This is a genomic window from Bacteroides sp. GD17 (assembly GCF_038448625.1).
Classification (GTDB): domain Bacteria; phylum Bacteroidota; class Bacteroidia; order Bacteroidales; family Bacteroidaceae; genus Bacteroides.
Window position 1 is genome coordinate 290656 of the sequence record NZ_JBCEZS010000006.1, and the last position, 25901, is coordinate 316556.

General features: G+C 45.6%; 21 protein-coding genes and 10 tRNA genes. 8 read left to right on the plus strand and 23 right to left on the minus strand.

From position 1 onward, the window contains the following. Window positions 1–38 precede the first annotated feature (38 nt). Both AAE250_RS12320 and AAE250_RS12325 read right to left on the minus strand, forming a co-directional pair. Window positions 39–1178: a site-specific integrase gene (locus AAE250_RS12320; RefSeq protein ID WP_342289009.1), complete on the minus strand. Its 1140-nt coding sequence runs from the start codon at window positions 1176–1178 to the stop codon at window positions 39–41. A gap of 216 nt (window positions 1179–1394) precedes the next feature. Continuing rightward, window positions 1395–1468: transfer RNA gene (locus AAE250_RS12325), tRNA-Asp, on the minus strand. A gap of 165 nt (window positions 1469–1633) precedes the next feature. Between AAE250_RS12325 and AAE250_RS12330 the strand changes: the two genes are divergently transcribed. Further along, window positions 1634–2950 (plus strand): pyridoxal phosphate-dependent aminotransferase, encoded by a 1317-nt coding sequence (locus AAE250_RS12330; RefSeq protein WP_342289010.1) that lies wholly within the window; start codon window positions 1634–1636, stop codon window positions 2948–2950. 8 nt (window positions 2951–2958) lie between these two features. Here AAE250_RS12330 and AAE250_RS12335 read toward each other — a convergent pair whose 3' ends face one another. Both AAE250_RS12335 and AAE250_RS12340 read right to left on the minus strand, forming a co-directional pair. Then, the gene (locus tag AAE250_RS12335; RefSeq protein WP_342289011.1) at window positions 2959–4539 is read right to left on the minus strand and encodes a SusD/RagB family nutrient-binding outer membrane lipoprotein; all 1581 of its coding nucleotides are present in this window, start codon (window positions 4537–4539) and stop codon (window positions 2959–2961) included. Window positions 4540–4558: 19 nt separating this feature from the next. Beyond that, the gene (locus AAE250_RS12340; RefSeq protein WP_342289012.1) at window positions 4559–7657 is read right to left on the minus strand and encodes a SusC/RagA family TonB-linked outer membrane protein; all 3099 of its coding nucleotides are present in this window, start codon (window positions 7655–7657) and stop codon (window positions 4559–4561) included. Between the two features lie 138 nt (window positions 7658–7795). Between AAE250_RS12340 and AAE250_RS12345 the strand changes: the two genes are divergently transcribed. After that, entirely contained in the window at window positions 7796–8389 is a 594-nt protein-coding gene (locus AAE250_RS12345; RefSeq protein WP_342289013.1) for a YqgE/AlgH family protein, read from the plus strand. Window position 8390: 1 nt separating this feature from the next. Here AAE250_RS12345 and AAE250_RS12350 read toward each other — a convergent pair whose 3' ends face one another. Genes AAE250_RS12350 through recR form a run of 3 tightly spaced genes read right to left on the minus strand, consistent with a single transcriptional unit; the run spans window position 8391 to window position 10040 of the window. Beyond that, complete coding sequence (locus tag AAE250_RS12350) at window positions 8391–8915, minus strand: GNAT family N-acetyltransferase (RefSeq protein WP_342289014.1); 525 nt, start codon at window positions 8913–8915, stop codon at window positions 8391–8393. Window positions 8916–8933: 18 nt separating this feature from the next. After that, window positions 8934–9386 carry a hypothetical protein gene (locus tag AAE250_RS12355; protein WP_342289015.1) on the minus strand — a complete coding sequence of 151 codons (453 nt, stop codon included), beginning with the start codon at window positions 9384–9386 and terminating at the stop codon, window positions 8934–8936. 36 nt (window positions 9387–9422) lie between these two features. Then, complete coding sequence (gene recR / locus AAE250_RS12360; RefSeq protein ID WP_342289016.1) at window positions 9423–10040, minus strand: recombination mediator RecR; 618 nt, start codon at window positions 10038–10040, stop codon at window positions 9423–9425. Between the two features lie 177 nt (window positions 10041–10217). Here recR and yihA point away from each other — a divergent pair, with 177 nt between their 5' ends. Together yihA and AAE250_RS12370 are read left to right on the plus strand one after the other, a co-directional pair. Continuing rightward, window positions 10218–10823: a ribosome biogenesis GTP-binding protein YihA/YsxC gene (yihA, locus tag AAE250_RS12365; RefSeq protein WP_342289017.1), complete on the plus strand. Its 606-nt coding sequence runs from the start codon at window positions 10218–10220 to the stop codon at window positions 10821–10823. Between the two features lie 15 nt (window positions 10824–10838). Beyond that, the gene (locus AAE250_RS12370) at window positions 10839–11435 is read left to right on the plus strand and encodes a DUF4923 family protein (protein WP_342289018.1); all 597 of its coding nucleotides are present in this window, start codon (window positions 10839–10841) and stop codon (window positions 11433–11435) included. Window positions 11436–11516: 81 nt separating this feature from the next. Here the strand turns inward: AAE250_RS12370 and AAE250_RS12375 are convergent. From AAE250_RS12375 to AAE250_RS12425, 11 genes are all read right to left on the minus strand, one after another. After that, window positions 11517–11589 (minus strand) — tRNA-Gly (locus tag AAE250_RS12375). Window positions 11590–11620: 31 nt separating this feature from the next. After that, window positions 11621–11702 (minus strand) — tRNA-Leu (locus tag AAE250_RS12380). Between the two features lie 28 nt (window positions 11703–11730). After that, window positions 11731–11803: transfer RNA gene (locus tag AAE250_RS12385), tRNA-Gly, on the minus strand. Between the two features lie 16 nt (window positions 11804–11819). Beyond that, window positions 11820–11903: transfer RNA gene (locus tag AAE250_RS12390), tRNA-Leu, on the minus strand. A 43-nt stretch (window positions 11904–11946) separates the two neighbouring features. Next, window positions 11947–12028 (minus strand) — tRNA-Leu (locus AAE250_RS12395). Between the two features lie 28 nt (window positions 12029–12056). Then, window positions 12057–12129 (minus strand) — tRNA-Gly (locus AAE250_RS12400). A gap of 16 nt (window positions 12130–12145) precedes the next feature. Continuing rightward, window positions 12146–12229, minus strand: a tRNA-Leu gene (locus AAE250_RS12405). A 43-nt stretch (window positions 12230–12272) separates the two neighbouring features. Next, window positions 12273–12354 (minus strand) — tRNA-Leu (locus AAE250_RS12410). Between the two features lie 28 nt (window positions 12355–12382). Next, a tRNA-Gly gene (locus AAE250_RS12415) sits at window positions 12383–12455 on the minus strand. Window positions 12456–12566: 111 nt separating this feature from the next. Beyond that, window positions 12567–13706 carry a carboxynorspermidine decarboxylase gene (gene nspC / locus AAE250_RS12420; RefSeq protein WP_294603341.1) on the minus strand — a complete coding sequence of 380 codons (1140 nt, stop codon included), beginning with the start codon at window positions 13704–13706 and terminating at the stop codon, window positions 12567–12569. 32 nt (window positions 13707–13738) lie between these two features. Next, window positions 13739–16045 carry an ATP-dependent helicase gene (locus AAE250_RS12425; protein WP_294603343.1) on the minus strand — a complete coding sequence of 769 codons (2307 nt, stop codon included), beginning with the start codon at window positions 16043–16045 and terminating at the stop codon, window positions 13739–13741. Between the two features lie 123 nt (window positions 16046–16168). On the opposite strand from AAE250_RS12425, the gene AAE250_RS12430 reads away from it, so the two are divergent. Together AAE250_RS12430 and AAE250_RS12435 are read left to right on the plus strand one after the other, a co-directional pair. Beyond that, window positions 16169–16789 carry a superoxide dismutase gene (locus AAE250_RS12430; protein ID WP_294603347.1) on the plus strand — a complete coding sequence of 207 codons (621 nt, stop codon included), beginning with the start codon at window positions 16169–16171 and terminating at the stop codon, window positions 16787–16789. Between the two features lie 77 nt (window positions 16790–16866). After that, window positions 16867–17475 carry a thiamine phosphate synthase gene (locus AAE250_RS12435; protein WP_294603350.1) on the plus strand — a complete coding sequence of 203 codons (609 nt, stop codon included), beginning with the start codon at window positions 16867–16869 and terminating at the stop codon, window positions 17473–17475. A 7-nt stretch (window positions 17476–17482) separates the two neighbouring features. Here the strand turns inward: AAE250_RS12435 and AAE250_RS12440 are convergent, their stop codons facing one another. Beyond that, the gene (locus AAE250_RS12440; protein ID WP_342289019.1) at window positions 17483–18367 is read right to left on the minus strand and encodes a sensor histidine kinase; all 885 of its coding nucleotides are present in this window, start codon (window positions 18365–18367) and stop codon (window positions 17483–17485) included. A gap of 173 nt (window positions 18368–18540) precedes the next feature. After that, the gene (gene ppdK / locus AAE250_RS12445) at window positions 18541–21261 is read right to left on the minus strand and encodes a pyruvate, phosphate dikinase (protein ID WP_294603354.1); all 2721 of its coding nucleotides are present in this window, start codon (window positions 21259–21261) and stop codon (window positions 18541–18543) included. Between the two features lie 204 nt (window positions 21262–21465). Here ppdK and rlmD point away from each other — a divergent pair, with 204 nt between their 5' ends. Then, entirely contained in the window at window positions 21466–22911 is a 1446-nt protein-coding gene (gene rlmD / locus AAE250_RS12450; RefSeq protein WP_294603356.1) for a 23S rRNA (uracil(1939)-C(5))-methyltransferase RlmD, read from the plus strand. Between the two features lies 1 nt (window position 22912). Next, window positions 22913–23821: an RluA family pseudouridine synthase gene (locus tag AAE250_RS12455; RefSeq protein WP_294603358.1), complete on the plus strand. Its 909-nt coding sequence runs from the start codon at window positions 22913–22915 to the stop codon at window positions 23819–23821. A 55-nt stretch (window positions 23822–23876) separates the two neighbouring features. On the opposite strand, the gene AAE250_RS12460 is transcribed toward AAE250_RS12455, so the two are convergent. The 3 genes from AAE250_RS12460 to AAE250_RS12470 form a co-directional block, all read right to left on the minus strand. Further along, window positions 23877–24290, minus strand: a complete 414-nt coding sequence (locus tag AAE250_RS12460; RefSeq protein ID WP_294603361.1) for a hypothetical protein — start codon at window positions 24288–24290, stop codon at window positions 23877–23879. Window positions 24291–24297: 7 nt separating this feature from the next. Further along, the gene (locus tag AAE250_RS12465) at window positions 24298–24717 is read right to left on the minus strand and encodes a hypothetical protein (protein ID WP_294603364.1); all 420 of its coding nucleotides are present in this window, start codon (window positions 24715–24717) and stop codon (window positions 24298–24300) included. A gap of 108 nt (window positions 24718–24825) precedes the next feature. Beyond that, window positions 24826–25698 carry an aldose 1-epimerase family protein gene (locus tag AAE250_RS12470; protein WP_294603366.1) on the minus strand — a complete coding sequence of 291 codons (873 nt, stop codon included), beginning with the start codon at window positions 25696–25698 and terminating at the stop codon, window positions 24826–24828. Window positions 25699–25901 lie beyond the last annotated feature (203 nt).

Here is a 25901-nt window from a genome sequence, read left to right on the forward strand (position 1 = left end):
CTAAAATGAACGACTTTGTTTTAGCGTGGCTTGTACTTTTATGATAAAATCCTTTCCAGCATTTCAAAGTCCTTTTCTACTTCGGTATTCAGGACTTTGGCATATTCTTGCGTGGTACGTACATTCGTATGGCCGAGCATTTTGCTTACATTTTCCATCTTGGCACCATTGTTCAGGCACATTGTCGCAAATGTGTGCCTACTCATGTGGACGGTCAGATTTCTATCAAGTCCAGCATAATCAGCAACTATTTTAAGCCGCAAATTGTATTGCTGATTACTGATAACTGGCAGTACATAATCGTATTTCTTCAATATTTCCATTGCAGGAGATAGTAATACGATAAAATAGTTTTCTTCTGTTTTTAAGCGAATATCCAATATAACATACTTGTTACCACGTTTTTGTACGTCACGTTTGAAATTGAACTTAGCAAGATCGGCATAAGCAATTCCAGTATATGCCTGAAAAATGAAAAGGTCACGAACTCTACAAATTGTCTCCGAATCAATTTGGGCGTCCTTCACCTTTTTCAACTCTTCGGCAGTCAGGTATTTTCTGATTGCGTGTTTGCCACGAGAAAAACGTTCGCCCTTATACGGATCATCTTTCAGTAAATCAAACCTTATGGCCTCATGAATATAGCGTTTGTTGCGTTTATGATAATTGTAGATCGTAGGCTGCGAATAGCCTTTGGCATGTAACCAATCATCATACAGCGTTATATTGGCTTTTGTCAGGTCGGAAAAATACATTATTCTGTCAAATTCACGTAATGAGGCGGCAAACGTCCGATGGGAAGCTTTGGTGCTTTCCGTTATATCTCCACGTTCCTCAATTCTTCTTTCTACAAAATCAACGTAACTTTCCGATTTATTGGTATATCTCAAAAATCTATCCAGCTTATCAAAATCGAAAACTTCTTTTTTACTAATAAGTTCATTAATCCAATTTTGGATAACCCGGAATTGTTCATCAAGACATTGGTTCAATTGAATCATTTCAACTGAATTGATTATCTTCTTTCGATCATCCCATTGGTCGGAATAGACTTTAACGCCGGTTCCAACCCATTTTCTCTTACCTTCGCTCAAAACTTCAAGTTGAACGAGTCCCTTGTGTGTCTTTGTCGCTACCTTTTTGCGGTCAAAGACAAATCTCATTGTTGGATATTTCATATTCTTTTGAGTTTTGGTATCTACTGATTATCGCTACAATAAAAAACGGTATCAAAGGCGGTATCATAATAGGTGGAAATATCGGTAAAAATCGGGAAATACTGGTAAGTTTCCGGTAAATAAATACCCAATTTTTGTATGGCTTTTATCCACATCCGATACTTTAACTACCTGATACACAACAAAAAAGGGAGTAACTACTGTTACTCCCTTTCGCGGTGCGTACGGGACTCGAACCCGTGACCCCATGCGTGACAGGCATGTATTCTAACCAACTGAACTAACGCACCATTATTTCATTCTTTTGTTGCTATCTCTCTCGATTGCGGTTGCAAAGGTAGGCAAATTTCTCATATCTGCAATAGCTTGAAAGAAAAAAAATCATCTTTTTTTTAACATAGGTTGATTATAAGAGATTTATGTTACCTTTGCAAAACTAAATTAATATTAGAATCATGAAAAATACCCCTATTGAACGAAAATTGATCGACGAAACTATCGAAGATTTTCATATCGCAGACTTTGCCAAAGCAACCATCCGCGAAGTAAAAGCCATCGCTGCCAAGGCAGAAGCTGCATCAGGCATAGAATTCATTAAAATGGAAATGGGCGTACCCGGCCTCCCTCCCTCTGCCGTAGGCGTGAAAGCGGAAATAGAGGCATTGCAGAATGGCATTGCAAGCCTATATCCGGATATCAACGGACTGCCGGCACTGAAAGAAGAAGCATCGCGCTTTATCAAGGCCTTTATTAATGTAGATGTAGCAGCCGAAGGTTGTGTACCTGTCACCGGCTCCATGCAGGGTACATTCGCTTCGTTCCTCACTTGCAGCCAGTGCGATGAGAAGAAAGACACCATTCTTTTCATCGACCCCGGTTTCCCGGTACAGAAGCAGCAACTGGTAGTAATGGGACAGAAGTTCGAAACCTTCGATGTTTACGATTATCGCGGCGATAAACTGAAAGAGAAACTGGAAAGTTACCTCAAGAAAGGCAATATCTCTGCCATCGTCTACTCCAACCCCAACAATCCCAGCTGGATTTGTCTGAAAGAGGAGGAATTGCGTATCATCGGCGAACTGGCCACCCAATACGATGTCATCGTCCTGGAAGACCTTGCTTACTTCGCCATGGACTTCCGCCAGGACCTGAGCAAACCGTTCCAACCGCCTTACCAGCCATCTGTAGCCCACTATACCGACCATTATGTACTGCTCATCTCCGGCTCCAAAGCATTCAGCTATGCCGGACAACGTATCGGTGTCAGTTGCATTTCGGACAAACTCTACAATCGTACTTATCCGGGACTGACGAAACGATATGGAGGCGGCACCTTCGGTACGGTATTTATCCACCGCGTGCTCTATGCACTCTCCTCCGGCACAAGCCACTCGGCACAATACGCGCTTGCCGCCATGCTGAAAGCTGCCAATGAGGGACAGTACAACTTCCTTGATGAAGTAAAAGTGTATGGTGAACGTGCCCGCCGATTAAAAGAAATTTTCCTGCGCCACGGTTTCCACTTGGTATACGACAATGATTTGGGTGACCCCGTTGCCGACGGTTTCTACTTTACCATCGGCTATCCGGGAATGAGCAGTGGAGAGCTTGCCAAGGAACTGATGTATTATGGTGTAAGCGCCATCTCACTGGTGACTACCGGAAGCCATCAAGAAGGACTTCGTGCCTGCACTTCCTTCATCCAGGATCATCAATACGACCAACTGGATGAGCGCATGGCCATCTTTGCCGAAAATCACCCTATCCAATAAAAAAGAAACTACCAGTTATTGCCGGTGTCCCACCACAATCGGACACCGGCATTATCTTGTCCGCCCAATGCCTCTACAAGGGCAGCATACTGGTCGGCATTTTCCGTTTTCAGTCCGCCGGGAAAGTTAAGGCGGCGAATCATAGTTTCCGTATCGATGCATCTGTCCTTACTATGGTTGAAGCGCACGGGGAACAGACGGGGATATCCTGTTCTGCGTTGCTCTGCCCATGCCTCGCAGCCTTCGGGAAACATGGCAATCCACTTTTGAGTGATAATCTTTTCCAACTTCGTGTCCCTGTCGGCCGTTTCTATCCAACGGGGCGAAACCCGGCAACGGGCTTTTATATCATTCTCAGCATCGTAAGTATCCACAAAATCGGCAGGTAGCAAGTCACTGTCCAAATAGCTTTCGGGTTGCAAGATACCGTACTGGCGGAAAGAAGCAATGACTCCCTGCTCATAGCATGTCTTTGCAGACTCACCGGTCCAACCGCGTAAAGCAGCTTCGGCACGCAAAAACCAGACTTCGGCAGCCGTCATAAGCACTGCATCCGTCTGCTGGGTGACTTTCAGTTTCGACAAAGTATTATAATAGTTATGCGCAAAGCAGGTACCTTGGCGGATACCGCGATATTCTCCTTTGTAGTCCCCGCTCTGGCAGGTTGAAAAGTATATTTCGCGCCGGGGATCTTCATATCCGTTCAAGATGGATTCCATGGGAGCACTCATATATGCCTCGTTCCATACAAGATTTATCTCTCCCAACGGGTTGGTATATCCGCTTCCCGTGGAGACAGCTACCAGTTCATCCGCTTCCCGAAGCACTCCATATTCATTGCTCAGCGCTTTCATGAATTCAGCCTTCGCCTTCTCCGGACTGACAACCGCCATACGCATGGCAAGCCGCATCCGCAAGGAATTGGCAAACTTCATCCAAGAAGTGTATTTGCCGTCCATCAAAATATCGAAACGGGCAAATTCGGATGCATCCTCGTGTTGACTAATATAGTCGGAAAGCACTGCCGTTGCCGTATCGAGTTCACAGAAAAAGGCCTCATAGACTTCTTTCTGCGCATCGGGAGTATATTTCCCTTCGGGATCAGCAAAATGGCTGTACACAATGGGACCATAATAATCGGTAACACGATGCATCACCTCTACCTTCAATATCTTGGTTATACCGAAAAAGGCAGGCATACGACTGCGCGTAGCATTCTCCGACTGGTATATTTGAGGAAAAATATACTCGTAGGTATGCCCCCACATCGCACTGTTCCATCCATCCTGCAAGTTGTAGTCCGAATTGTGCGAACCACCATTCAACGGCTTGGCATCGTGCATGTAGCCGCTGAACATGTCGGCATTCAGGTTTTGTGTCAACTGAAAAGGCCAGTTCTTACCCTTACCGTAGTCGTAATTGAAGTAAATGCCTTGCTGGATAACACCGAGGCGGATGCCATGTTCGTTATAATCGGCCTGCAAGTCCTTGTCCGTAATGCCGGACTTGTCAGTATTGATATCCTTGAAATCGCTCGTACAAGAGAGAAACAGAAACACGATACTTATCACTCCTATTATCTTCTTCATATATTATACCCTCCCCTATTTAGAACTCACATTTCAAGGTAAATCCCCAACTACGCGTAGTAGGCATGCCGTATACGTCAATCCCCTGGTTATCATTCCCCGTAGAGAGCACCAGATCCGGGTCGAAGGGGGCTTTTTTGTAGAAGAAGAACAGATTGCGGCCTGAAAAAGAGAGTTGTGCCCTTTTAAGCACTTTCGTCTTTTCCACCCACGAAGCAGGGAGCTGATAGGCTACAGACAACTCGCGCAAACGTATATTAGTGGCATCGTACATATAATATTCCGTTACTCCGGCACGTCCGCCTACTACATTTTTATAGAAGCCTTTCACATTATCAATACGTTGTCCTTCGAGCATTACGTACCCTTTATCTCTTGCATTGGCTGTGACCTCGGAAACTCCATACATATCCATATCTGCCTGCGTCTGCGACAAGAGATCACCCCCATAACGGCAATCGATCAGGAAATAAAGGGTGAAGTTTTTGTAAGACAGAGAATGATTCCACCCCAACAGGAACTTGGGATTGACATTCCCTACCTCCACCGTATTGCCGTCTCCTTCTACCAAAGGCAATCCTTTGTTGGCACCTTCCGTACCATAGACTATGTTACCGGCATCATCTCGCACAAATGCCTTACCGTAAATATCGCCTATGGAACCACCTTTGACCAGCTTCATGGCATAGCTGGACGAGAAGCTGGTAGGTCCGTAAACAAACTCTTTCAGCGCTTCATGAAGGGAGATTATCTTATTCCTGTTAGTAGAGAAGTTCAATTCTGTTTTCCACTTGAAATGATTCATCAGCACGGGTACAGCATTCAGCGAAATTTCCCAACCCACGTTCTGTATATTGCCTGCATTGACGTAGCGATAGGCATATCTATCGCCCGAAAGCGTAGGCAGTTTGAAGAATTGGTTGTGAGTATTCGTCTTATAAAAAGTAGCATTCACTCCGATACGGTCTTTCAAGAAACGTGCTTCGATACCTGCCTCGAAAGAGTGTGTCATTTCCGGTTCCATATCCTTGAACGGGGCGGCATCGCTTGCCAAAAATTCCCCGCCTGCCGTAATGTGGGAAGAAGGATTAGTGATGAACATAGGAATATCATTACCTACCATGCTATATGCACCTCGTACTTTGGCAAATGAAATCCATTCGGGCAGAGCCACCAGCTTGTTCAGGAGCAAGGAAAAACCTGCCGAAGGATAAAAGAATCCGCTTTTCTCATGGGCTGTATAAGCCAAAGTGGAAGCCCAGTCATTGCGCGCCGACAAATCAAGATAAATAGACTCATTGTAACCCACCTGGACCGTAGCAAACAAAGACTGCAACTGACGTTGTGCATCAATCTTCTGGTCGAGGGAGGCGGAACCATTCATGATAATATTTGCCAAATTGAACACATTGGCATATTTCAATGAGGCTGTTTTCGAGTCATAGCGGGTAGAATTCACCGTCTTGTCATTGATGCTGGCACCAATAGCTGCATCCACCGAAAAAGCATCCCATTTTTTCTTCATCATAAGCATTGCATCACCGTAGAACTGAGTTTCCTGATAGTCCATCTCTATATATCGCCCGTTTACACCGGCCAACGCCGGAGCGGTGGACGCATAAAAACTCTGCCGCATCTTATCGCTGATATAATCGACGTTGCCACGCGCCTGCAAACTGAGCCAGTCGTTTATCTTCAAACCGGCAGACAAGGAGACAATGGCATGCATACGGGTCTCCTTCGTCAGAATCCGGTTGACAATCCAATAAGGATTTTGCTCAAAGTCCTCATAAGAGGTATGCCAGTTCTGTATATTCAGATTCCTGCTTTCATCATAAATCTCAAAGTTCTCCTTATAATAAGAGATGTCTTCTCCACGAGGAAAGCGATAGAGCCCCACCAGAGGATTCATATAAAATCCACCTACCGTGGGTCTGTTTTTTGTGACCTGGCGCATCAGGTTCACATTACCGTCCAACTTCAGGCGAGAGTCGAAAAGCATGGAGGTTTCCCGGAAAGTAAGATTATGCTTAGACAAGTTGCTCTTTCCGATAATTCCATGCCCGGTGGTGTTGGCATAAGAAAAATAATTCTGCAACATCTCGTTGCCGTGGCTCACGGAAAGAGAAGTTATGGAAGTGACACCGGTTGAGAAGAAGTCTTTCAGATTGTCGTACTCAGGAAGATTTGCACGTTCGCCCCAGCTATCTACATCGTCGCTCACTCCATACCGGTTCTGCATTTCAGGTAAGGAGAAAGCATTATCGAACATCAGGCTGGTTGAAAAAGAAACGCTGCGCTGTCCTTGCGATTTACCTTTTTTCGTAGCAATAAGGATTACCCCGTTGGCAGCCTGGCTGCCATACAAAGCTGCGGCTGGAGCTCCTTTTAGAATGCTGATACTCTCTATATCTTCAGGATTCAGATTGGAGATGCCATCACCTCCATCACGATTGCCGGCATTGGCTGTTCCACCGATGGCAGAATAGGCTTGCTCAGAAGTGGAGTTCAACATGGGAACGCCGTCTATCACATACAAGGGCTGGTTATCGCTCGCCACAGAACGGATGCCGCGCATGCTGACCTTAGCAGAAGCTCCCAAACCGGAGGACACTTGGTTGATCTGCACACCCGCAGATTTGCCGGTCAGCGAGGTGATCAAGTTGGGCATTTTTACCCGGGTAAGTTCCTCGCCTTTTATCTGGTCGGCAGCATAAGAAAGAGAATGTTCTTTCTTCTCAATGCCCAAAGCCGTAACGATGACCTTATCCAACTCTATCATATTTTCCACCAATATAATATTGAAGACAGCATTTCCCTTTACTTCTGCTTCCTGAGATATATAACCGATGAAAGAGACATGCAGTACTGCCCCTTCAGAAACCATAAGGCTGAACTTCCCTTCCGAGTCGGCTACCGTACCATTGGCAGTCCCTTTTTCAAGGATTGTAGCTCCGGCTAAAGGAGCACCGAACTCATCTACCACGCAACCGCTGACCGCTATTTTGGAAAGGCGTGTTTCCAAACGCTGATCTCGTCCTGCAAAAACATCCGGACAATCTAACCATCCTATAGAAAATAAACTAAAGATTAAAGAGTATACTGTTGATTGTTTCATTGTATCAGACACCTAAATTATTGCAAATCTATACAATTCCCACAAATAAAAAACTTAAAAATCTTAGAAAAACTATTTTTCCATTGAAAAACAGAGGAGAATATTTGTACCTTGTAGAATATTTTGTATATTAGGGGCATGTATACCGATATAGATATATTCAAGATAGAAACGAACCATGTAGTTCCTGCCCGGGGTAAAGTATTGATCTCCGAGCCTTTTTTGTGCGACCAGACATTCGGGCGTTCTGTCATTCTATTAGTAGACCACACACACGACGGCACCATGGGATTGGTCATGAACAAGCCTCTCCCCTTATTCCTGAACGATGTTTTGAAAGAACTCAATTACCCGGAAAGTATACCTATTTATAAAGGCGGTCCGATCAGTACAGACACACTGTTCTATCTGCATACCCTTGAAGGAGTGGCAGGAGCATTGCCCATTGCTACAGGTTTTTATCTGAATGGCGACTTTGAAGCCATTAAAGAATACATCGTACATGGCAATCCCATCAAAGGTAAAATCCGGTTCTTCTTGGGATATTCCGGCTGGGAGTACGAACAACTGTGCCAGGAAATTCAAGAGAATACCTGGCTGGTAGGCAAAGAGGATATTGCTTCGCTAATGGACGAAAAATCCAGCAGTAAATTCTGGAAAAGAGCCTTGTGCAAGTTGGGAGGCAAATACGAAATCTGGTCACGCTTTCCGCAGATTCCAACTCTCAATTAAGTTAGCGAAGACGCTGCAACAATGCAACATCTTTAAAAGTTCCTCCTGTACACCACCATTCCTTCAAAAGTCCGCAGGGCACAAAGCCACAAGATTCAAACAACCGCATACTCGCCTCATTATCCGTGGCAATATGCACAATCAGTTGTTTCAAGTGCAGAAAGCCGAAAGCATAGTCGCATAGCAGGTTCAATGCTTCTTTGGCATAGCCGTTTCCCTGATACTCCCTCCGTATCGCAATGCCAACTTCTCCACGCGAATGCATAGGGACAAATTCGGTTATATCAATCGTGCCCACCACTACATCATCTTCACTGCGTACAATCATCATACGCAACTGGCGGTCGGCAAACATATCGCATTCGGAGTTTTCGATATATTGTTTCAAAACAAACTTGGAGTAAGGCACAGTGAAGTTAGTCACATCCCACGTCAGCGGGTCATTCTCCATGGCATACATCACTTCCAAGTCTTCCGGCTCCATAGCACGGAGACGAATTCGCTCGCTACTGAAATAAGATTTCATACTTTCGGCAGGTTATGTTTATTCTTCTTTATTGATATGCAGTTCTTTACGCAAGCGTTCCTCACCAGGAAGGCAAAACAGAGAGGCAGTCAAGGCGATCAACGCACAAAGCACTCCCGTATTGCTCAACACCATATAATAAGTAAGGAAACCACCCAAAACCGGCAGGGCAAGCAATGCCAACCGTACGCCGCTCCAAAAGGAATAGAGCCGAAGAGCTTCGGGAAGGCTCACAACATCTATTTTCCGAGTCAGCACCCACGAAAAGAGCTTCAAGGAGACAGGTACACAAATGGCAGCCAACAGGATAGTTATTGTCTCCGCAGTATAGGAAGCGCGCACATCGCCTGCATACATACCTACCCAGTCTCCTCCGGTTTCACCGAGGATGACAAGCAGAACAGGAAGCAGCCAGAAATATACAAAACCAGCCTTTACACGTGCTGCGGTCTTCTTAATTTGTTCTTCCATTTATTCAGTCAGTAAATCATAATTCATAAATTTCTTTCACACAGTTCCGGTGAATGGAGTACGGTTGACGATGCTGCGTCCCAGCGTCACTTCATCAGCATATTCCAGTTCGTCACCTACGGAGATGCCACGGGCAATAACAGAAAGTTTCACTCCCATTTTTTCCAGTTTACGATATATGTAGAAATTCGTTGTATCTCCTTCCATCGTAGTGCTCAAGGCAAGGATAACCTCTTTTATTCCTCCGGCAGTCACCCGTTGCACCAGGCTCTCTATCTGCAAATCACCGGGACCGATACCGTCCATCGGCGAAATAACCCCTCCCAACACATGATACAGGCCGCGAAATTGCTGCGTAGCCTCCACTGCCATGACATCACGAATATTCTCCACCACACAAACTACCGAAGCATCCCGTTGCGGATTGGCACAAATACGGCATGTCTCCGTGTCCGATATATTATGGCAAATCTTACAATACTTCACCTCATGCTTCAGCGTAACGATAGCATTACCGAATGCCTCTACCACCGCCGTGTCCTGACGCAGCAGATGAAGCACCAGTCTCATAGCCGTCTTACGCCCCACTCCGGGCAACTTGGCAAACTCGTTTACCGCCTTCTCCAATAATGTAGAGGGAAATTGTCCATTCATACTTAAAATTTTCCTAATTGGCGGCAAAGATAATGCAAACCGAGTGCAGAATAAAATGAACCGGTTCATTTTTTACGCTGAGTTGCCGCTTATCTTTGCTTTCCCAGCAAAGATAGTGCTATCTTGTGAAATAAGTGCTACCTTTGCCGCACGTAAAATCAAAAAATAGATAATCAAATGGATATTACAAGCGCTGAATTCATCATCAGTAACACTGACGTGCGGAAATGCCCTGCAGGTACACTCCCCGAATATGCTTTCATCGGACGCTCCAACGTAGGAAAATCCAGCCTCATCAATATGCTCACAGGACGCAAAGGACTGGCCATGACTTCCGCCACACCGGGGAAAACAATGCTTATCAACCATTTCCTCATCAACAAAAGCTGGTACATCGTAGACCTTCCCGGCTATGGCTATGCCAAACGCGGAATGAAAGGCCAGGAACAAATACAACGCATCATCGAAAGTTATATACTTCAACGCGAACAGATGACCAATCTATTTGTTCTTATTGATAGCAGACTGGCTCCGCAACCCATCGACCTCGAGTTCATAGAATGGCTGGGAGAGCATGGAGTGCCTTTTGCCATTGTCTTCACCAAAAGCGACAAACTGAAAGGCGGCAAACTGAATATCAACATCAGCCAATACCTCAGGCAGTTGCAGGAGCAATGGGAGGAACTGCCCCCCTACTTCATCACCTCTTCCGAGAACCGCATGGGACGCGAAGAACTGCTGAACTATATAGAAAGTATCAACAAAGAAATGAATAGCAAATAATTGAATTTACACAAAATGAAGAAATCCGTATTTTGGCAACTACTGGCTGCCGCCCTGCTGTTGTCTGCCAACAGCCAAGCACAATCCATCAAAGACTTGTTCAACAAAGAGAATATTGAAAAAGCAGTGAATGCCGTCACCGGAAAAACAGTGACCGACATTACCGGAACCTGGATGTATACCGGCGCTGCCATTGAGTTCGAGTCAGACAATCTGTTGCAAAAAGCCGGTGGTGCCGTTGCCGCGACCACTGCCGAAAAGAAACTGGACGAACAACTGGCAAAAGCAGGCATCAAAGCCGGACAAATGTCATTCACCTTTAATGCCGACAGCACATTCAATGCCCAGGTAGGGAAAAAGAACCTGAAAGGAAGCTACTCCTACGATGCCTCCGCTCAGAAAATAAACCTGAAATTTATAAAGTTGATAGGACTGAATGCTAAAATAAACTGCACTTCTACAACAATGGACCTGCTGTTTGAGTCGGACAAATTACTGAAACTGATAGCTTTTCTTTCTACCAAAAGCAACAGTGCCACTTTAAAAACCGTCGGTTCCCTGGCCAACAGCTATGACGGAATGATGCTGGGATTCTCCTTGAAGAAGCAATAATCCCCCAGACAACAAAAAAGTCCCCGCAAGCATTGCTTACGGGGACTTTTTTATTTTACATAAAATGGAAAAAACTATAAGAGCGGAAAACGAGACTCGAACTCGCGACCCTAACCTTGGCAAGGTTATGCTCTACCAACTGAGCTATTTCCGCATTTGATGACCCCCTTTTCACAAAGAGAAAGTGCCCAGAACAGGACTCGAACCTGCATGCCTCTCGACACACGCACCTGAAACGTGCGCGTCTACCAATTCCGCCACCTGGGCATTATGGCCATCTCGCAAATTAAAAATGAGCGGAAAACGAGACTCGAACTCGCGACCCTAACCTTGGCAAGGTTATGCTCTACCAACTGAGCTATTTCCGCAAACTATCAAAGTATGTGAAGAGAAGGAGACTCGAACTCCCACGACATAATTGTCACTACCCCCTCAAAGTAGCGCGTCTACCAATTCCGCCACCTCTCCATCTTACTTTCAACACTTCAAAGAACCGACTGCCTTACCTCAGTGCCCAGAACAGGACTCGAACCTGCATGCCTCTCGACACACGCACCTGAAACGTGCGCGTCTACCAATTCCGCCACCTGGGCATTATGGCCATCTCGCAAATTAAAAATGAGCGGAAAACGAGACTCGAACTCGCGACCCTAACCTTGGCAAGGTTATGCTCTACCAACTGAGCTATTTCCGCAAACTATCAAAGTATGTGAAGAGAAGGAGACTCGAACTCCCACGACATAATTGTCACTACCCCCTCAAAGTAGCGCGTCTACCAATTCCGCCACCTCTCCATCTTACTTTCAACACTTCAAAGAACCGACTGCCTTACCTCTGTGCCCAGAACAGGACTCGAACCTGCATGCCTCTCGACACACGCACCTGAAACGTGCGCGTCTACCAATTCCGCCACCTGGGCATTTGGTAATTGCAATCTTTCTGCATAGAGCGGAAAACGAGACTCGAACTCGCGACCCTAACCTTGGCAAGGTTATGCTCTACCAACTGAGCTATTTCCGCGATTGCGGATGCAAAGGTAGATATTTTCCTTAAATCTGCAAACATTCCGCATACTTTTTTCACACATAAAAGTAGACATTAGTATCAAAAATGTAAGCAGGCTTTTGATTATCAACTCATTCGGTCACGATAATCTTCATAAGAAAATTGCTTGAAGACTTCTGCTTTTTCCTCTTTTGTCCACATAGCGATGGCAGGATGGTGGATTCCATTGAACATATTCGTCTTTACCATGGTGTAGTGTATCATATCTTCGAATACGATTCTCTCCCCTATTTGCAGTTCGTGGTCGAAGCTCCAAAGGCCCATATAGTCGCCACTCAGGCAGGAATTGCCGCCAAGGCGGTAGATATAAGGTCCGTCATTTCCCATTTCGGCACCACGCACGGCAGGCTGGTAAGGCATTTCCAGGCAGTCGGGCATGTGGCAGGTGAAGCTGACGTTAAGAATGGCGGTGCGGATGCCACGGTTTTCCACGATATCCACGACTTCGGAGGTCAGTACACCGGTCTGCCAGGTAAAGGCGGAGCCCGGTTCAAGGATGATGCGCAGATGGGGATAACGTTCTTTCAGCCCCCTCAGCAGGCGAATGAGGTGCTCTACATCGTAATCTTTCCGGGTCATCAGATGTCCGCCTCCCAGGTTCAGCCACTTGATTTGCGGGAACCAACGGGAGAATTTGGCCTCCAGATGTTCCAGGGTACGTTCCAGTTCGTAAGAGGAAGATTCGCAATGGCAATGGCAGTGGAAGCCTTCAATGCCGCTGGGTAGTTCCTCGGGGAGTTGGTCGGCCATCACACCGAAGCGGGTGCCGGGGGCACATGGATTATAAAGTTCTGTTTCTACTTCCGAATATTCGGGGTTGATGCGGATGCCACAAGAAATGCCGCTCGCCTCAGCTACGACCATCGGATAGAAGCGCCGGAACTGTGCCAGGGAATTGAACGTAATATGGCTGCTGCAACGCATTATCTCGGGGAAGTCGGCTTCAGTATATGCGGGAGAATAAGTATGCGCCTTGCTTCCGAATTCTTCCAGTGCCAAACGGGCTTCGTAGACGGAACTTGCCGTAGAGTGGTCTACGTATTCCCTGAAAATAGGGAACGATCGCCACATGGCAAAGGACTTGAAGGCAAGGATTATTTCTACGTCAGCACGGTCGGCGACACTCTTTATCAGGGTGAGGTTCTTCCTCAACAAGTCTTCCTCCATGATGTAGCAGGGGGAAGGGAAAAGGGAAAAGTCTATCATATTATTATCTGTTTATTGTTTTACCGGGACTCTCAGCCGATTACCTTGAAACGCGCAAAACGCAGTAAAAGTTGCTTGTCTCCCGCATTCTTAAAGCGAATGGTTGCTTTGGCATTATCACCTTCGCCTTCTACTCTCAGCACCTCACCCAAGCCGAAACGTTCGTGTTCGATGAGTTGTCCTTGCTGCACATGGTTAGGTGCACTGCCGCTAACGGAAGAAGATACGCCCACTGCACTTGCAGAAGGCGTCACCCGTTTCAGGTTGCGAGACAAGCCCTCTTCCTTATTATAGATGGGACGTGAAAAGCCCCTATTGTTCTCCCTGCGGAAAGTCGTTGCTTCTTCGTCAATCTTGCGGGCCATTCCGGCATCCTGAGGCAGACGCAGGAAGCGCACGTCGATATCTTTCAGGAAGCGGCTGGGACTGCCGAACTCCATCTTGCCGTAACGGAAACGCGTCTTGGCATACGAAAGGAAGCAATGCTCTTCCGCGCGAGTAATGGCTACGTAGAACAATCTGCGTTCTTCTTCCAACGCACGGGGCGAGTCGCCCACCATGCCGCTGGGAAAAAGATTTTCTTCCATCCCCACTACAAACACATTTCTGAATTCCAATCCTTTGGCAGAATGTACAGTCATCAGCGTGATTTTCTCGTCATCTCCATCCTTATCCGAATCCTGGTCAGTAAGCAGGGAAACTTCCGACAAGAAGTCGCCCAGCAGAATATTCATATTTCCTTCCTCCTGCCGTTGCGCGCAAAAGTCACTCATACCGTTCACCAATTCCTCGATATTCTCTTTACGACTGAGGTTTTCGGGAGAATTATCCTGGCAAACATCATTGATGATGCCGGACTGGCGGATGATATCCGCACCTACTTCATAAGCGTTCTTCTCCGCCACCATTTGTATGAAACCGGATATCAGATCGCGGAAGCCTTGCAACTTGCCGACAGTACCCTTATTGAAATTCAGTCCGTACGTCAGCGGTTCGCAAAGCGCTGTCCACAAGCTGACGTTGTGCTCCGTTGCGGCAGCTATGATTTTGCCTACCGTCGTATCTCCAATACCGCGCGCAGGATAGTTTATAATTCGTTTGAAAGCCTCTTCATCATTAGGATTGACCACCAGACGGAAGTAAGCGATTACATCTTTAATCTCCTTGCGCTGATAAAAGGACAACCCGCCATAAATGCGATAAGGCATGCCCCGCTTACGCATGGCTTCTTCGAAGATACGGCTCTGTGCATTGGTACGGTAGAGTATGGCGAAGTCTGAATAGGGATAGTTTTTCTCACGCCGCAGTTCGGCAATCTTGTTGACCACAATATCCCCTTCTTCTACATCACTATATGCCTGATAGACACCGATAGCCTCTCCTTTCTCTTTCTCCGAAAAGACTTCTTTGCGTATCTGCCACTGGTTCTTCTCTATCAAACTATTGGCAGCGCAGACAATGGTCTGGGTAGAACGGTAGTTTTGTTCCAACTTGAAAACCTTGGTGTCGGGATAAACCTTGGTGAAGTAGAGGATGTTATCAATATCGGCCCCGCGGAAGGAATAGATGCTCTGTGCATCATCCCCCACCACACATACGTGCTGGTGATTCTTAGCCAACTGCAACACAATGCTGTGCTGTGCAAAGTTGGTATCCTGATACTCATCGACCAGAATATAGCGGAACTGATCCTGATAGCGGGCCAGCACCTCGGGGTGGTCGCGAAACAACAGGAAAGTATAGAACAACAGATCATCAAAATCCATTGCATCCGCCTGCCGGCATCGTTCCCAATACCTGCGGTAGATATCGCGGATTGCCGGCATCTTTACCGCACGGTCTCCTTCGTAGGCTTCTTTGTTATTGGCATAACCGTCAGGGGTGACGAGATGATTCTTGGCATTGGAAATGCGCGCCTGCACTACTCCGGGTTTGTACACCTTCTCATCGAGCCCCATCTCCTTAATGATAGAGCGCAGAAGGCTTTTACTGTCCGCCGTATCGTAAATGGTGAACTGTGAAGTAAAGCCCAGGTGCTGCGCCTCGACATGCAGCATGCGCAGAAACATGGAATGGAAAGTTCCCATCCACAGATGGCGGGCACGCTCCCCTCCCACCTGGCGGGCAATACGCTCTTTCATCTCACGTGCCGCCTTGTTGGTAAATGTCAGGGCAAGAATATTCCACGGTTGATAACCGTTTTCCAACAAGTAGGCTATCTTATAAGTCAGCACACGCGTCTTTCCCGAACCGGCACCGGCTATCACCAGCGACGGACCGTCGTTATAGAGCACCGCTGCACGCTGTCCTTCATTCAGTTCTTCTATATAATCGGGCATATCCGTATCATCTTAAATTGGGTAAAGCTGCGCAAAGATAGAAAAAGCTTTGGAGAAGGGCGAACTTTTCAGCAGGTTATCGCGTTTATATACTAAAGTTCACAAACTAAATATATAGAACTTATGAATACATTATTAATGACTTTAATGATAACAATTATGACTTACGAAATGCCTAAACTTCCTTACGCAAACAATGCGCTGGAACCTGTAATCAGTCAGCAAACCATAGATTACCATTATGGTAAACATCTGCAAACCTACGTAAACAACCTCAACAACCTCGTTCCGGGAACGGAGTACGAAGGCAAAGACCTGGTAACCATTGTTGCCACTGCACCGGATGGTGCCATCTTCAATAATGCCGGACAAGTACTGAACCACACTCTATACTTCCTGCAATTCTCTCCGAAACCTGCCCAAAGCGAACCTACCGGTAAGCTGGCAGAAGCCATCAAACGTGACTTCGGCAGTTTCGAGAATTTCAAGAAAGAGTTTAATGCGGCATCTGTCGGCTTGTTTGGCTCCGGCTGGGCATGGCTGTCGGTAGACAAGAACGGTAAACTACACATCACCAAAGAAGCCAACGGCAGCAATCCGGTGCGTGCCGGACTGATCCCGCTACTGGGCTTCGACGTGTGGGAACATGCCTACTACCTTGACTATCAGAACCGCCGCGCCGACCACATCAATGAATTGTGGAAAATCGTGGACTGGGATGCAGTAGGTAAAAGAATGAAGTAACATCTTTTAAAGAAAAAATTTGGCTACTACGATAAGTATTCATTAACTTTGCTAAACATAAACATTTAACAAAAAAAATGAAGCTTATCGTAGTCACAGCCCCCACATTCTTTGTGGAAGAAGACAAGATTATCACAGTACTTTTTGAAGAAGGACTGGATATTCTGCATCTGAGAAAGCCAGAGACACCTGCTATGTATTCGGAACGACTTCTGACACTGATACCCGAAAAATATCACAAACGTATTGTCACTCACGAACACTTCTACCTGCAAGAAGAATTCAACTTGATGGGCATCCATCTGAATACACGTAATCCCAAAGAACCGCATGATTATTCCGGACACATCAGTTGCACCTGCCATTCACTGGAAGAAGTACAGAATAAGAAGCATTTCTATGATTATCTTTTCTTAAGCCCCGTATATGATTGCATAACCAAGCATGGAGTTACTTCCGGCTTTACAGCCGAAGAACTGCGCCAAGCTGGAAAAAACAAGATTGTAGACAATAAGGTTTTGGCTCTGGGCGGCATCACCCTCGACAATATTCTCGAAATCAAAGATTACGGATTTGGAGGCGCCGTAGTGATGGGCGACTTATGGAATAAGTTCAATGCACGTACCGACCGCGATTATCTGGAAGTAATCCGGCATTTCAAGAAACTAAAAGAAATGGCTGATTAGCACCGGATCAGAACTTACCGTACTCTTTATATTCTGCACTGGCAGGCAACGTAAAGTAGAAAGTGGAGCCTTCTCCCTTTTTAGACTCAACACCTATGCCCCCGCCATAGTGTTCAACGATAGATTTTGTAATGGATAACCCCAGCCCCGTACCTTTGATGTTATAGTTCATCTTTACGAAACGCTCAAAGATAGCCCGGCGACCTTCTTCATCGATACCACAACCCGTATCGGCTACATAAAAATAAAAGTTATTATTGCTCAGCCTTCTACATCCTATCTTCACACTGCCTTCTTCAGTAAACTTCAAAGCGTTTCTCACTAAGTTGCCTATAACCTGGGCAAAACGTACACGATCTACTACTAAACGGCATTGAGGCAATTTTTCTACAAATTCCACTTGGATACCCGTAGGATGAGAACGCGCATTTTCTGTTGCACAAACTTCGCTGATAAGTGCATTCACGTCTACCTCTCCATCATTATAATCTAAAGTATGAGCCTCTATTTTTGAATAATCCAGCAGGTCATTGACCAATTGCAAAAGCGAGTCCTTATTTTCATTGATTTCTTTCAGGAAAGCCATGCGTGTCTCTTTATCCAAATTATCCATTTCGGCAAGCATGGTTGTAAAGCCCACAATAGCATTCAGCGGAGTACGTATTTCGTGGGTCATATTGGCTATAAAGGCATTCTTCAGTTGATTGGTTTCTTCAGCCATCTCGTTTATACGCTGCAAAGTTTTCACTCTCTTACTTTTAGTGATAGAAACTATGATCATAATAACCAAAAGCAAGAGGACTATTACTGCGAAACTATATAATAGCGCCTCATTTCTTCCAATGAAATTGTTCGTTCCGGCTTCAAATATTACTGAAAAAGTTTGCATCATCGTTTTTTGAGTTTGCTTGTTTTTTTGTTCTTCATGATTAATAAGGAGCAAATATAATAAAGAAAAAGCAAATAATTAAATAGAATATGCAGTTTTTTTCAAACAAAATAGGTTGTATGCATTTGCCTCAGCAAAACATACAACCTATTTACATGCTATTTAATTCTTACATTTTAGCCTTCTATCGCTGCCTGTGCCGCCGCCAAACGTGCTATAGGCACACGGAACGGTGAACAACTGACATAATTCAAACCAACTTTATGACAGAATTTCACAGAGGAAGGTTCGCCTCCGTGCTCGCCACAGATACCGCACTTCAAGTCCGGACGAACGGCACGACCTTTTTCCGTAGCCATACGAATCAACTGTCCTACACCATTCTGGTCGAGAACCTGGAACGGGTCTACTTTCAGAATCTTCTTCTCCAGATAAATCGGCAGGAAGGAAGCAATATCGTCGCGTGAATAGCCGAAGGTCATCTGCGTCAAGTCGTTCGTACCGAATGAGAAGAACTCGGCAGAGGAAGCAATACGGTCGGCAGTCAATGCAGCACGCGGAATTTCAATCATGGTTCCTACTTTGAAGTCAATGCTGTCGCCTACCTCGGCGAACAATTCTGCAGCTTCCTTACGGATTACTTCTTCCTGTTGCTGGAATTCGTACAAGATACCGGTCAACGGAACCATTATTTCGGGATGAGTTTCCACTCCTTCTTTCTTCAATTCCAAGGCAGCGCCAAGAATCGCGCGGGTTTGCATCTGCGTGATTTCAGGATAGGTATTACCCAAACGGCAACCACGATGACCCAACATCGGATTATGCTCGCAAAGTGCCTCAACACGTTGCTGAATGTATTGCAGGCTTACGCCCATCGTATCAGCCATCTCCTGCTGTCCCTTCAGATCGTGGGGAACAAATTCATGCAAAGGAGGATCGAGCAGACGAACAGTTACCGGACAGCCTTTCATAGCTTCAAAGATACCTTTGAAGTCAGCTTGCTGATACGGCAGAATCTTACCTAAAGCCTTGCGACGGCCTTCTGCATTTTCCGCCAGAATCATTTCACGCATTGCCTTAATCTTCTCGCCTTCGAAGAACATGTGCTCCGTACGGCAAAGTCCGATACCTACTGCACCGAAATCACGGGCAACCTGAGCATCATGAGGAGTATCGGCATTGGTACGCACTTGCAGTTTCGTATATTTGTCAGCCAGGCTCATCAGTTCGGCAAAGTCACCGGACAATTCGGCAGCTCTTGTTTCAACCTTATCTTTATATACCTCGCCGGTACTGCCGTTCAAAGAGATATAATCGCCTTCTTTTAATAATACGCCGTCAACCTCTACCGTGCGGGCTTTATAGTCGATGTTCAAAGCACCTGCACCCGATACACAGCATTTACCCATACCGCGGGCAACTACAGCAGCATGCGAAGTCATACCGCCACGAGCCGTCAGAATACCTTCGGCAACTGCCATACCAGCCAAGTCTTCGGGAGAAGTCTCGATACGTACCATCACCACACGCTTGCCTGCAGCATGCCATTCGGCTGCATCGTCGGCAAAGAATACGATCTGTCCCGTAGCAGCACCCGGAGAAGCCGGAAGACCACGCGTCAACACTTTGGCCTGCTTCAAAGCAGATTTATCAAATACCGGGTGAAGCAATTCATCCAGCTTATTCGGTTCGCAACGCATCAGAGCCGTCTTCTCGTCAATCATACCCTGACGGAGCAAATCCATGGCAATCTTCACCATAGCAGCACCGGTACGCTTGCCGTTACGGGTCTGGAGGAACCAAAGCTTACCTTCCTGTACGGTAAACTCCATATCCTGCATATCTCTGTAATGATTTTCCAGTTTGGTCTGCAAAGCATCCAACTCCTTATAGATTTCCGGCATGGCCTCTTCCATTGAAGGATATTTGGCGGCACGCTCTTCTTCGCTTACGCCAGCCAGCACAGCCCAGCGCTGAGAACCGATCTTGGTAATCTGTTGCGGAGTACGGATACCGGCAACAACATCCTCACCCTGAGCATTAATCAGATATTCACCGTTGAAAAGGTCCTCACCGGTAGCGGCATCACGGCTGAAACAAACACCCGTAGCAGAACTTTCGCCCATATTACCGAATACCATAGCCTGCACACTGACAGCTGTACCCCATTCATCAGGAATACCCTCCATCTTACGATAAAGAATGGCGCGTTCGTTCATCCAGGAATTGAATACCGCACAAACGGCACCCCACAACTGTTCGTAAGCACACGTCGGGAAGTCCTTTCCGGTCTGAGCCTTTACAGCCGCCTTGAACTTCTTCACCAGTTCTTTGAGATCTTCCACTTCGAGCTCATTATCCAGTTTCACGCCTTTAGCATGCTTCACCTCTTCTATAATAGCCTCGAACGGGTCTGTATCTTCCTTGTTTACCGGCTTCATACCCAGCACCACGTCGCCATACATCTGTACGAAACGACGGTAAGAGTCCCATGCAAAACGGGCATTCCCCGTCTTACGCGTCAAGCCCTCTACCACTTCATCATTCAATCCCAGATTCAGAATCGTATCCATCATACCGGGCATTGATGCGCGTGCACCGGAACGTACGGAAACCAGCAACGGATTCTCTACGTCACCAAACTTGGAACGCATCAGCGTCTCTACATGCGCAATGGCTTGCTCAACTTCATTCTTCAACAGAGCAACGACTTTATCCTGCCCCATCTCATAATATTCTGTACAAACTTCTGTTGTAATTGTGAATCCCGGAGGAACCGGAACTCCTATCAGATTCATTTCTGCAAGGTTGGCACCCTTACCTCCCAAGAGGTTTCTCATGTCAGCCTTTCCTTCTGCTTTACCGTTACCAAAGGTATAAACTCTTTTTTTGTCCATAATTAAATTTAAAGTTTTTGATTGTGATTTCTTTCTTTTCTGTTCGCAAATCTAAGTATATTTCGCAGACTAGAAAACTATTTTAGAAAAAACTTTATGCTAAAATGCAATTTCGACATTGCAATCTTTATTATTTCATTTCATAGAGAGAAATCCGAAAAAAATACCTATTTTTGCCTCCGAATTTATTAGAATGGTGTAAAAGTGGCAAGAAAGAGAAAAGAACTTCCCCTACTGGAGAAGGTGACAATTACGGATGTAGCTGCCGAAGGAAAAGCTATTGCAAAAGTCAATGATTTGGTGGTTTTCGTACCATATGTCGTTCCTGGTGACGTCGTTGACCTGCAGATTAAGAGAAAAAAGAATCATTATGCCGAAGCCGAAGCGGTGAAGTTTCATGAGTATTCATCGGTAAGAGCAGTTCCGTTTTGCCAGCATTATGGTGTATGCGGCGGTTGCAAATGGCAAATCCTCCCCTATTCCGAACAAATAAAGTACAAGCAGAAGCAAGTTACCGACAACCTTACCCGCATCGGTAAAATAGAACTTCCGGAAATATCTCCTATATTAGGTTCTGAGAAAATTCAATTCTACCGAAATAAACTCGAGTTCACATTTTCAAACAAACGTTGGCTGACGACAGAAGAAGTGAAGCAGAACGTAGTATATGAGCAGATGAATGCGGTAGGTTTCCATATTCCCAATGCTTTCGACAAGGTACTGGCTATAGAAAAATGCTGGTTGCAGGACGACATATCCAATCGCATCCGTAATGCGGTACGCGACTATGCCTACGAACACAACTACTCGTTCATCAATCTGCGTTCGCAGGAAGGAATGCTGCGCAACATGATTGTACGCACCTCCACCACAGGTGAACTGATGGTAATACTTATCTGCAAGATAGAGAAAGAAGAGGAAATGGAGTTGTTCAAGCAGATGTTGCAGTACATTGCAGATACATTCCCGGAAATCACTTCCCTCTTATACATTATTAATAATAAGTGCAACGACACCATCACCGACCTCGATGTATACACTTTCAAGGGAAAAGACCATATCTTCGAAGAGATGGAGGGCCTGCGTTTCAAGATAGGGCCGAAGTCTTTCTACCAGACCAACTCCGAGCAGGCTTACAACCTTTATAAAATAGCGCGCAATTTTGCCGGACTGACGGGCAACGAACTGGTATACGACCTTTATACAGGTACGGGAACCATCGCCAACTTCGTTTCCAAACAGGCGCGGCAGGTAATCGGCATAGAGTATGTGCCCGAAGCGATTGAGGATGCAAAAGTCAATGCAGAAATCAACGGCATCAAGAATACTCTGTTCTTTGCAGGCGACATGAAGGACATGCTGACGCAGGATTTCATCAACCAGTACGGGCATCCCGATGTTATCATCACCGACCCTCCCCGTGCGGGCATGCATCAGGATGTAATAGACGTCATTCTGTTTGCCGAACCGAAACGCATCGTATACGTCAGTTGCAACCCGGCTACTCAAGCACGCGACTTGCAACTGCTCGACGTGAAATACAGAGTAAAGGCTGTTCAGCCGGTAGACATGTTCCCCCACACCCACCACGTAGAGAATGTGGTACTGCTTGAATTGAAAGAGAATCACCAACCATTAATCACTGAATAACGTGGCAAAAGAAAGAATCACAGCAAGAGCCCGCACCCAATATACGGACTATATGGTAAAGGAGCCGATGGAACTTATGGAGTTCCTGGCAGCCAAAATGCCGGATGCAAGCCGTACCAAGCTGAAATCATTGTTAAGTAAGCGGATCGTATATGTAGACAGTGTCATTACTACGCAATACAATTTCCCTTTGAAACCGGGTATGAAGGTACAGATCAGCCGCGAGAAGGGAAGAAAAGAGTTCAATCACAAACTGCTGAAGATTGTGTATGAGGATGCTTATATCATTGTTATCGAGAAGATGCAGGGATTGCTGTCCGTCAATACGGAAAGGCAGAAAGAACGTACGGCTTATACCATATTAAATGAATACGTCCAGCGTTCGGGCAGACAGCACCGCGTATACATAGTCCATCGTCTGGACCGCGACACTTCGGGACTGATGATGTTTGCAAAAGACGAAAAGACGCAACGCACTTTGCGCGATAATTGGCATGATATTGTGACCGACCGCCGGTATGTAGCTGTAGTAACGGGTGAAATGGAAAAGGATGCAGGCAGGGTGGTTTCCTGGTTGACGGATCGTACGCTGTATGTATATTCCAGTCCGACGGACGACGGAGGACAAGAAGCCATCACGCACTATCGCACAATCAAACGCGCCAACGGATATTCTCTTGTAGAACTGAACCTTGAAACGGGACGCAAAAACCAGATACGTGTACACATGCAAGATTTGGGACATCCCATTATCGGTGACGGACGTTATGGACTGGAAGATATAAACCCCATCGGACGCATGGCATTGCATGCCTTTAAGCTTTGTTTTTATCATCCGGTTACGGGAGAGTTGATGCAGTTTGAAACGCCTTATCCGGGAGATTTTAAGAAACTGTTCTTAAAGAAATAAGTCACAAAAAAAGCGGAACGAATAATTTGTTCCGCTTTTTTGTGACTTATTCATCTCATTGGCGTCGCATTCGGAAAGGTTGTCCATTAATCCTATCCTGATATTCTCTCCAACTATTATACCAGGTACCGCTAAAAGAATTAGCATCAGCTTCAGCTCCCCAAATATATGCCATACTTCCATCATCATAGAATTCCAACTCCATAAGATTATAGGAACCGTCATCTACCCAATTCCACCTGAACATAAGATAATTCGGATCGCCCACTGAGCCAATAGTTCCTTGATAACGTGCATTAAATGTCATCACTGTACCTCTCCCCCAAGTATATGCACCAAAGTCTATCTCTTCAGAAGTATACCATTCTCCCGGAAGATTATATTCTGTATCTTCCTCAGTATCACATGAAGTCAATCCCAATACCAGGACAAACAACAATAAGATCTTTGTATATTTCAATGTATTCATAAAGCATTTATTTATTTACATAATTTGCGTCCGTCAACATTATAATCTTCCCCTCCATCTTACCGGAAAGATAATGATCACGCACCCATACATTTTCCAAGTATTTCACCTTACCATCTGCAAATGTCAACTTCAAGGTTTCTTTGCTATCATCAGTCCAACGCCAGCTGAACTCTCTGTCATAAGTAACTTTACCATCCGTAGTGTAGGTAGTAGACACCTCTTGCCCTTTTTTGTCTTTCTTATAGAACCTCAACTGATATGCTCCGGTTACTGCTCCATCAGTTTCGTAATCTTCTACCCATGTTCTTTCACACAATTTGTCGTCACTATTCTGCATGGTATAATATACATCATCACCACACGATGCCAAACCAACCGTAAATACGCATAGCAGTAGTATCTTCACATAATTCAAAGTCTTCATAATTTATCGAGTTTAGTTAATACTTGCGGACAAACATACGCAAAAATATTGAAACACTTCATATTTTGACTGAAAAATCTTAAAGAAGACAAGGAATACGAACCGGTTCTATTCTCTGACTTCAATCACATATCCGCCTTTGAATACACCTTCCGGTGCCAAATGCTGCATCCAGTCCTTATCCTTATATTCGCCTGCATAGTGTGCACGGTCGCAACGTCCATACCACGGCTCGATGCAGATAAACGGCGCATTCTTTGCAGGAGGCGACCATAGCCCTACCACCGGTGCATCAAAATACAAGCTCAGAGTCGGTTTCTTCTCCTTATTATATAAGGTAACTTCCTTTATCTGGCTATTCTCCAAAATCAAGGCATCTTTATCGAAAGTATGTATATCCAAAGGCAGCAAGCCGTCCGTCAGTTCCAACGGATATTCCTTATCCGGGTCGGCACAACCTTTTTCTGAGATAAGAATATAGTGCAAATCTTCCGTTCTATCGAAGCCGAAGTAACCTCTTTCTTCCGTTCCCGCCTCATAATCCGGATAATAGAAAGCCGGATGGGCCCCAATTTGGAAATGCATCTCCTCACTCCCCGTATTACGGACTTCCCAAAGCACTTCCACCTTCTTCCCCTCTATCCGATAACCTATTTCAAGGCAGAAAGGGAAAGGGTACTTCTTACGGGTTTCTTCATTATCAATCAGTCGGTAGCGTATTTCATGCTCGCTTTCAGAAAGCAGCTCAAAGTCCATATCGCGGGCAAAACCATGCTGCGTAAGGGAATAGGCAATGCCCTCATGGCGGTATTCATTTTCCCACACGCTTCCCACAATAGGAAAAAGTACGGGAGAGTGGCGTTTCCAATAAGCCGGGTCTGCCTGCCAGAGATATTCTTTACCACCACAGCAGATGCTGCACAATTCGGCTCCATGTGGAGAGACTTGAATCCTTAATTGAGAGTTTGACAAAGTTTTCATATCTTGTATTATTTTTAGTCGTATCGCAAAAATACGGTATTTTATTTAGAATAGGCTTCCATGCTCTGAAAAATATTCTTTACCTTCGCACTGTGAACACATATTCAAGCCGCGCGAATACATATTCAAGCCTTGCGGATATGTATTCGCGCGCTTTGAACAGAGATTATTTACTAAAGAACAGGGCTGACGCATTATATTTT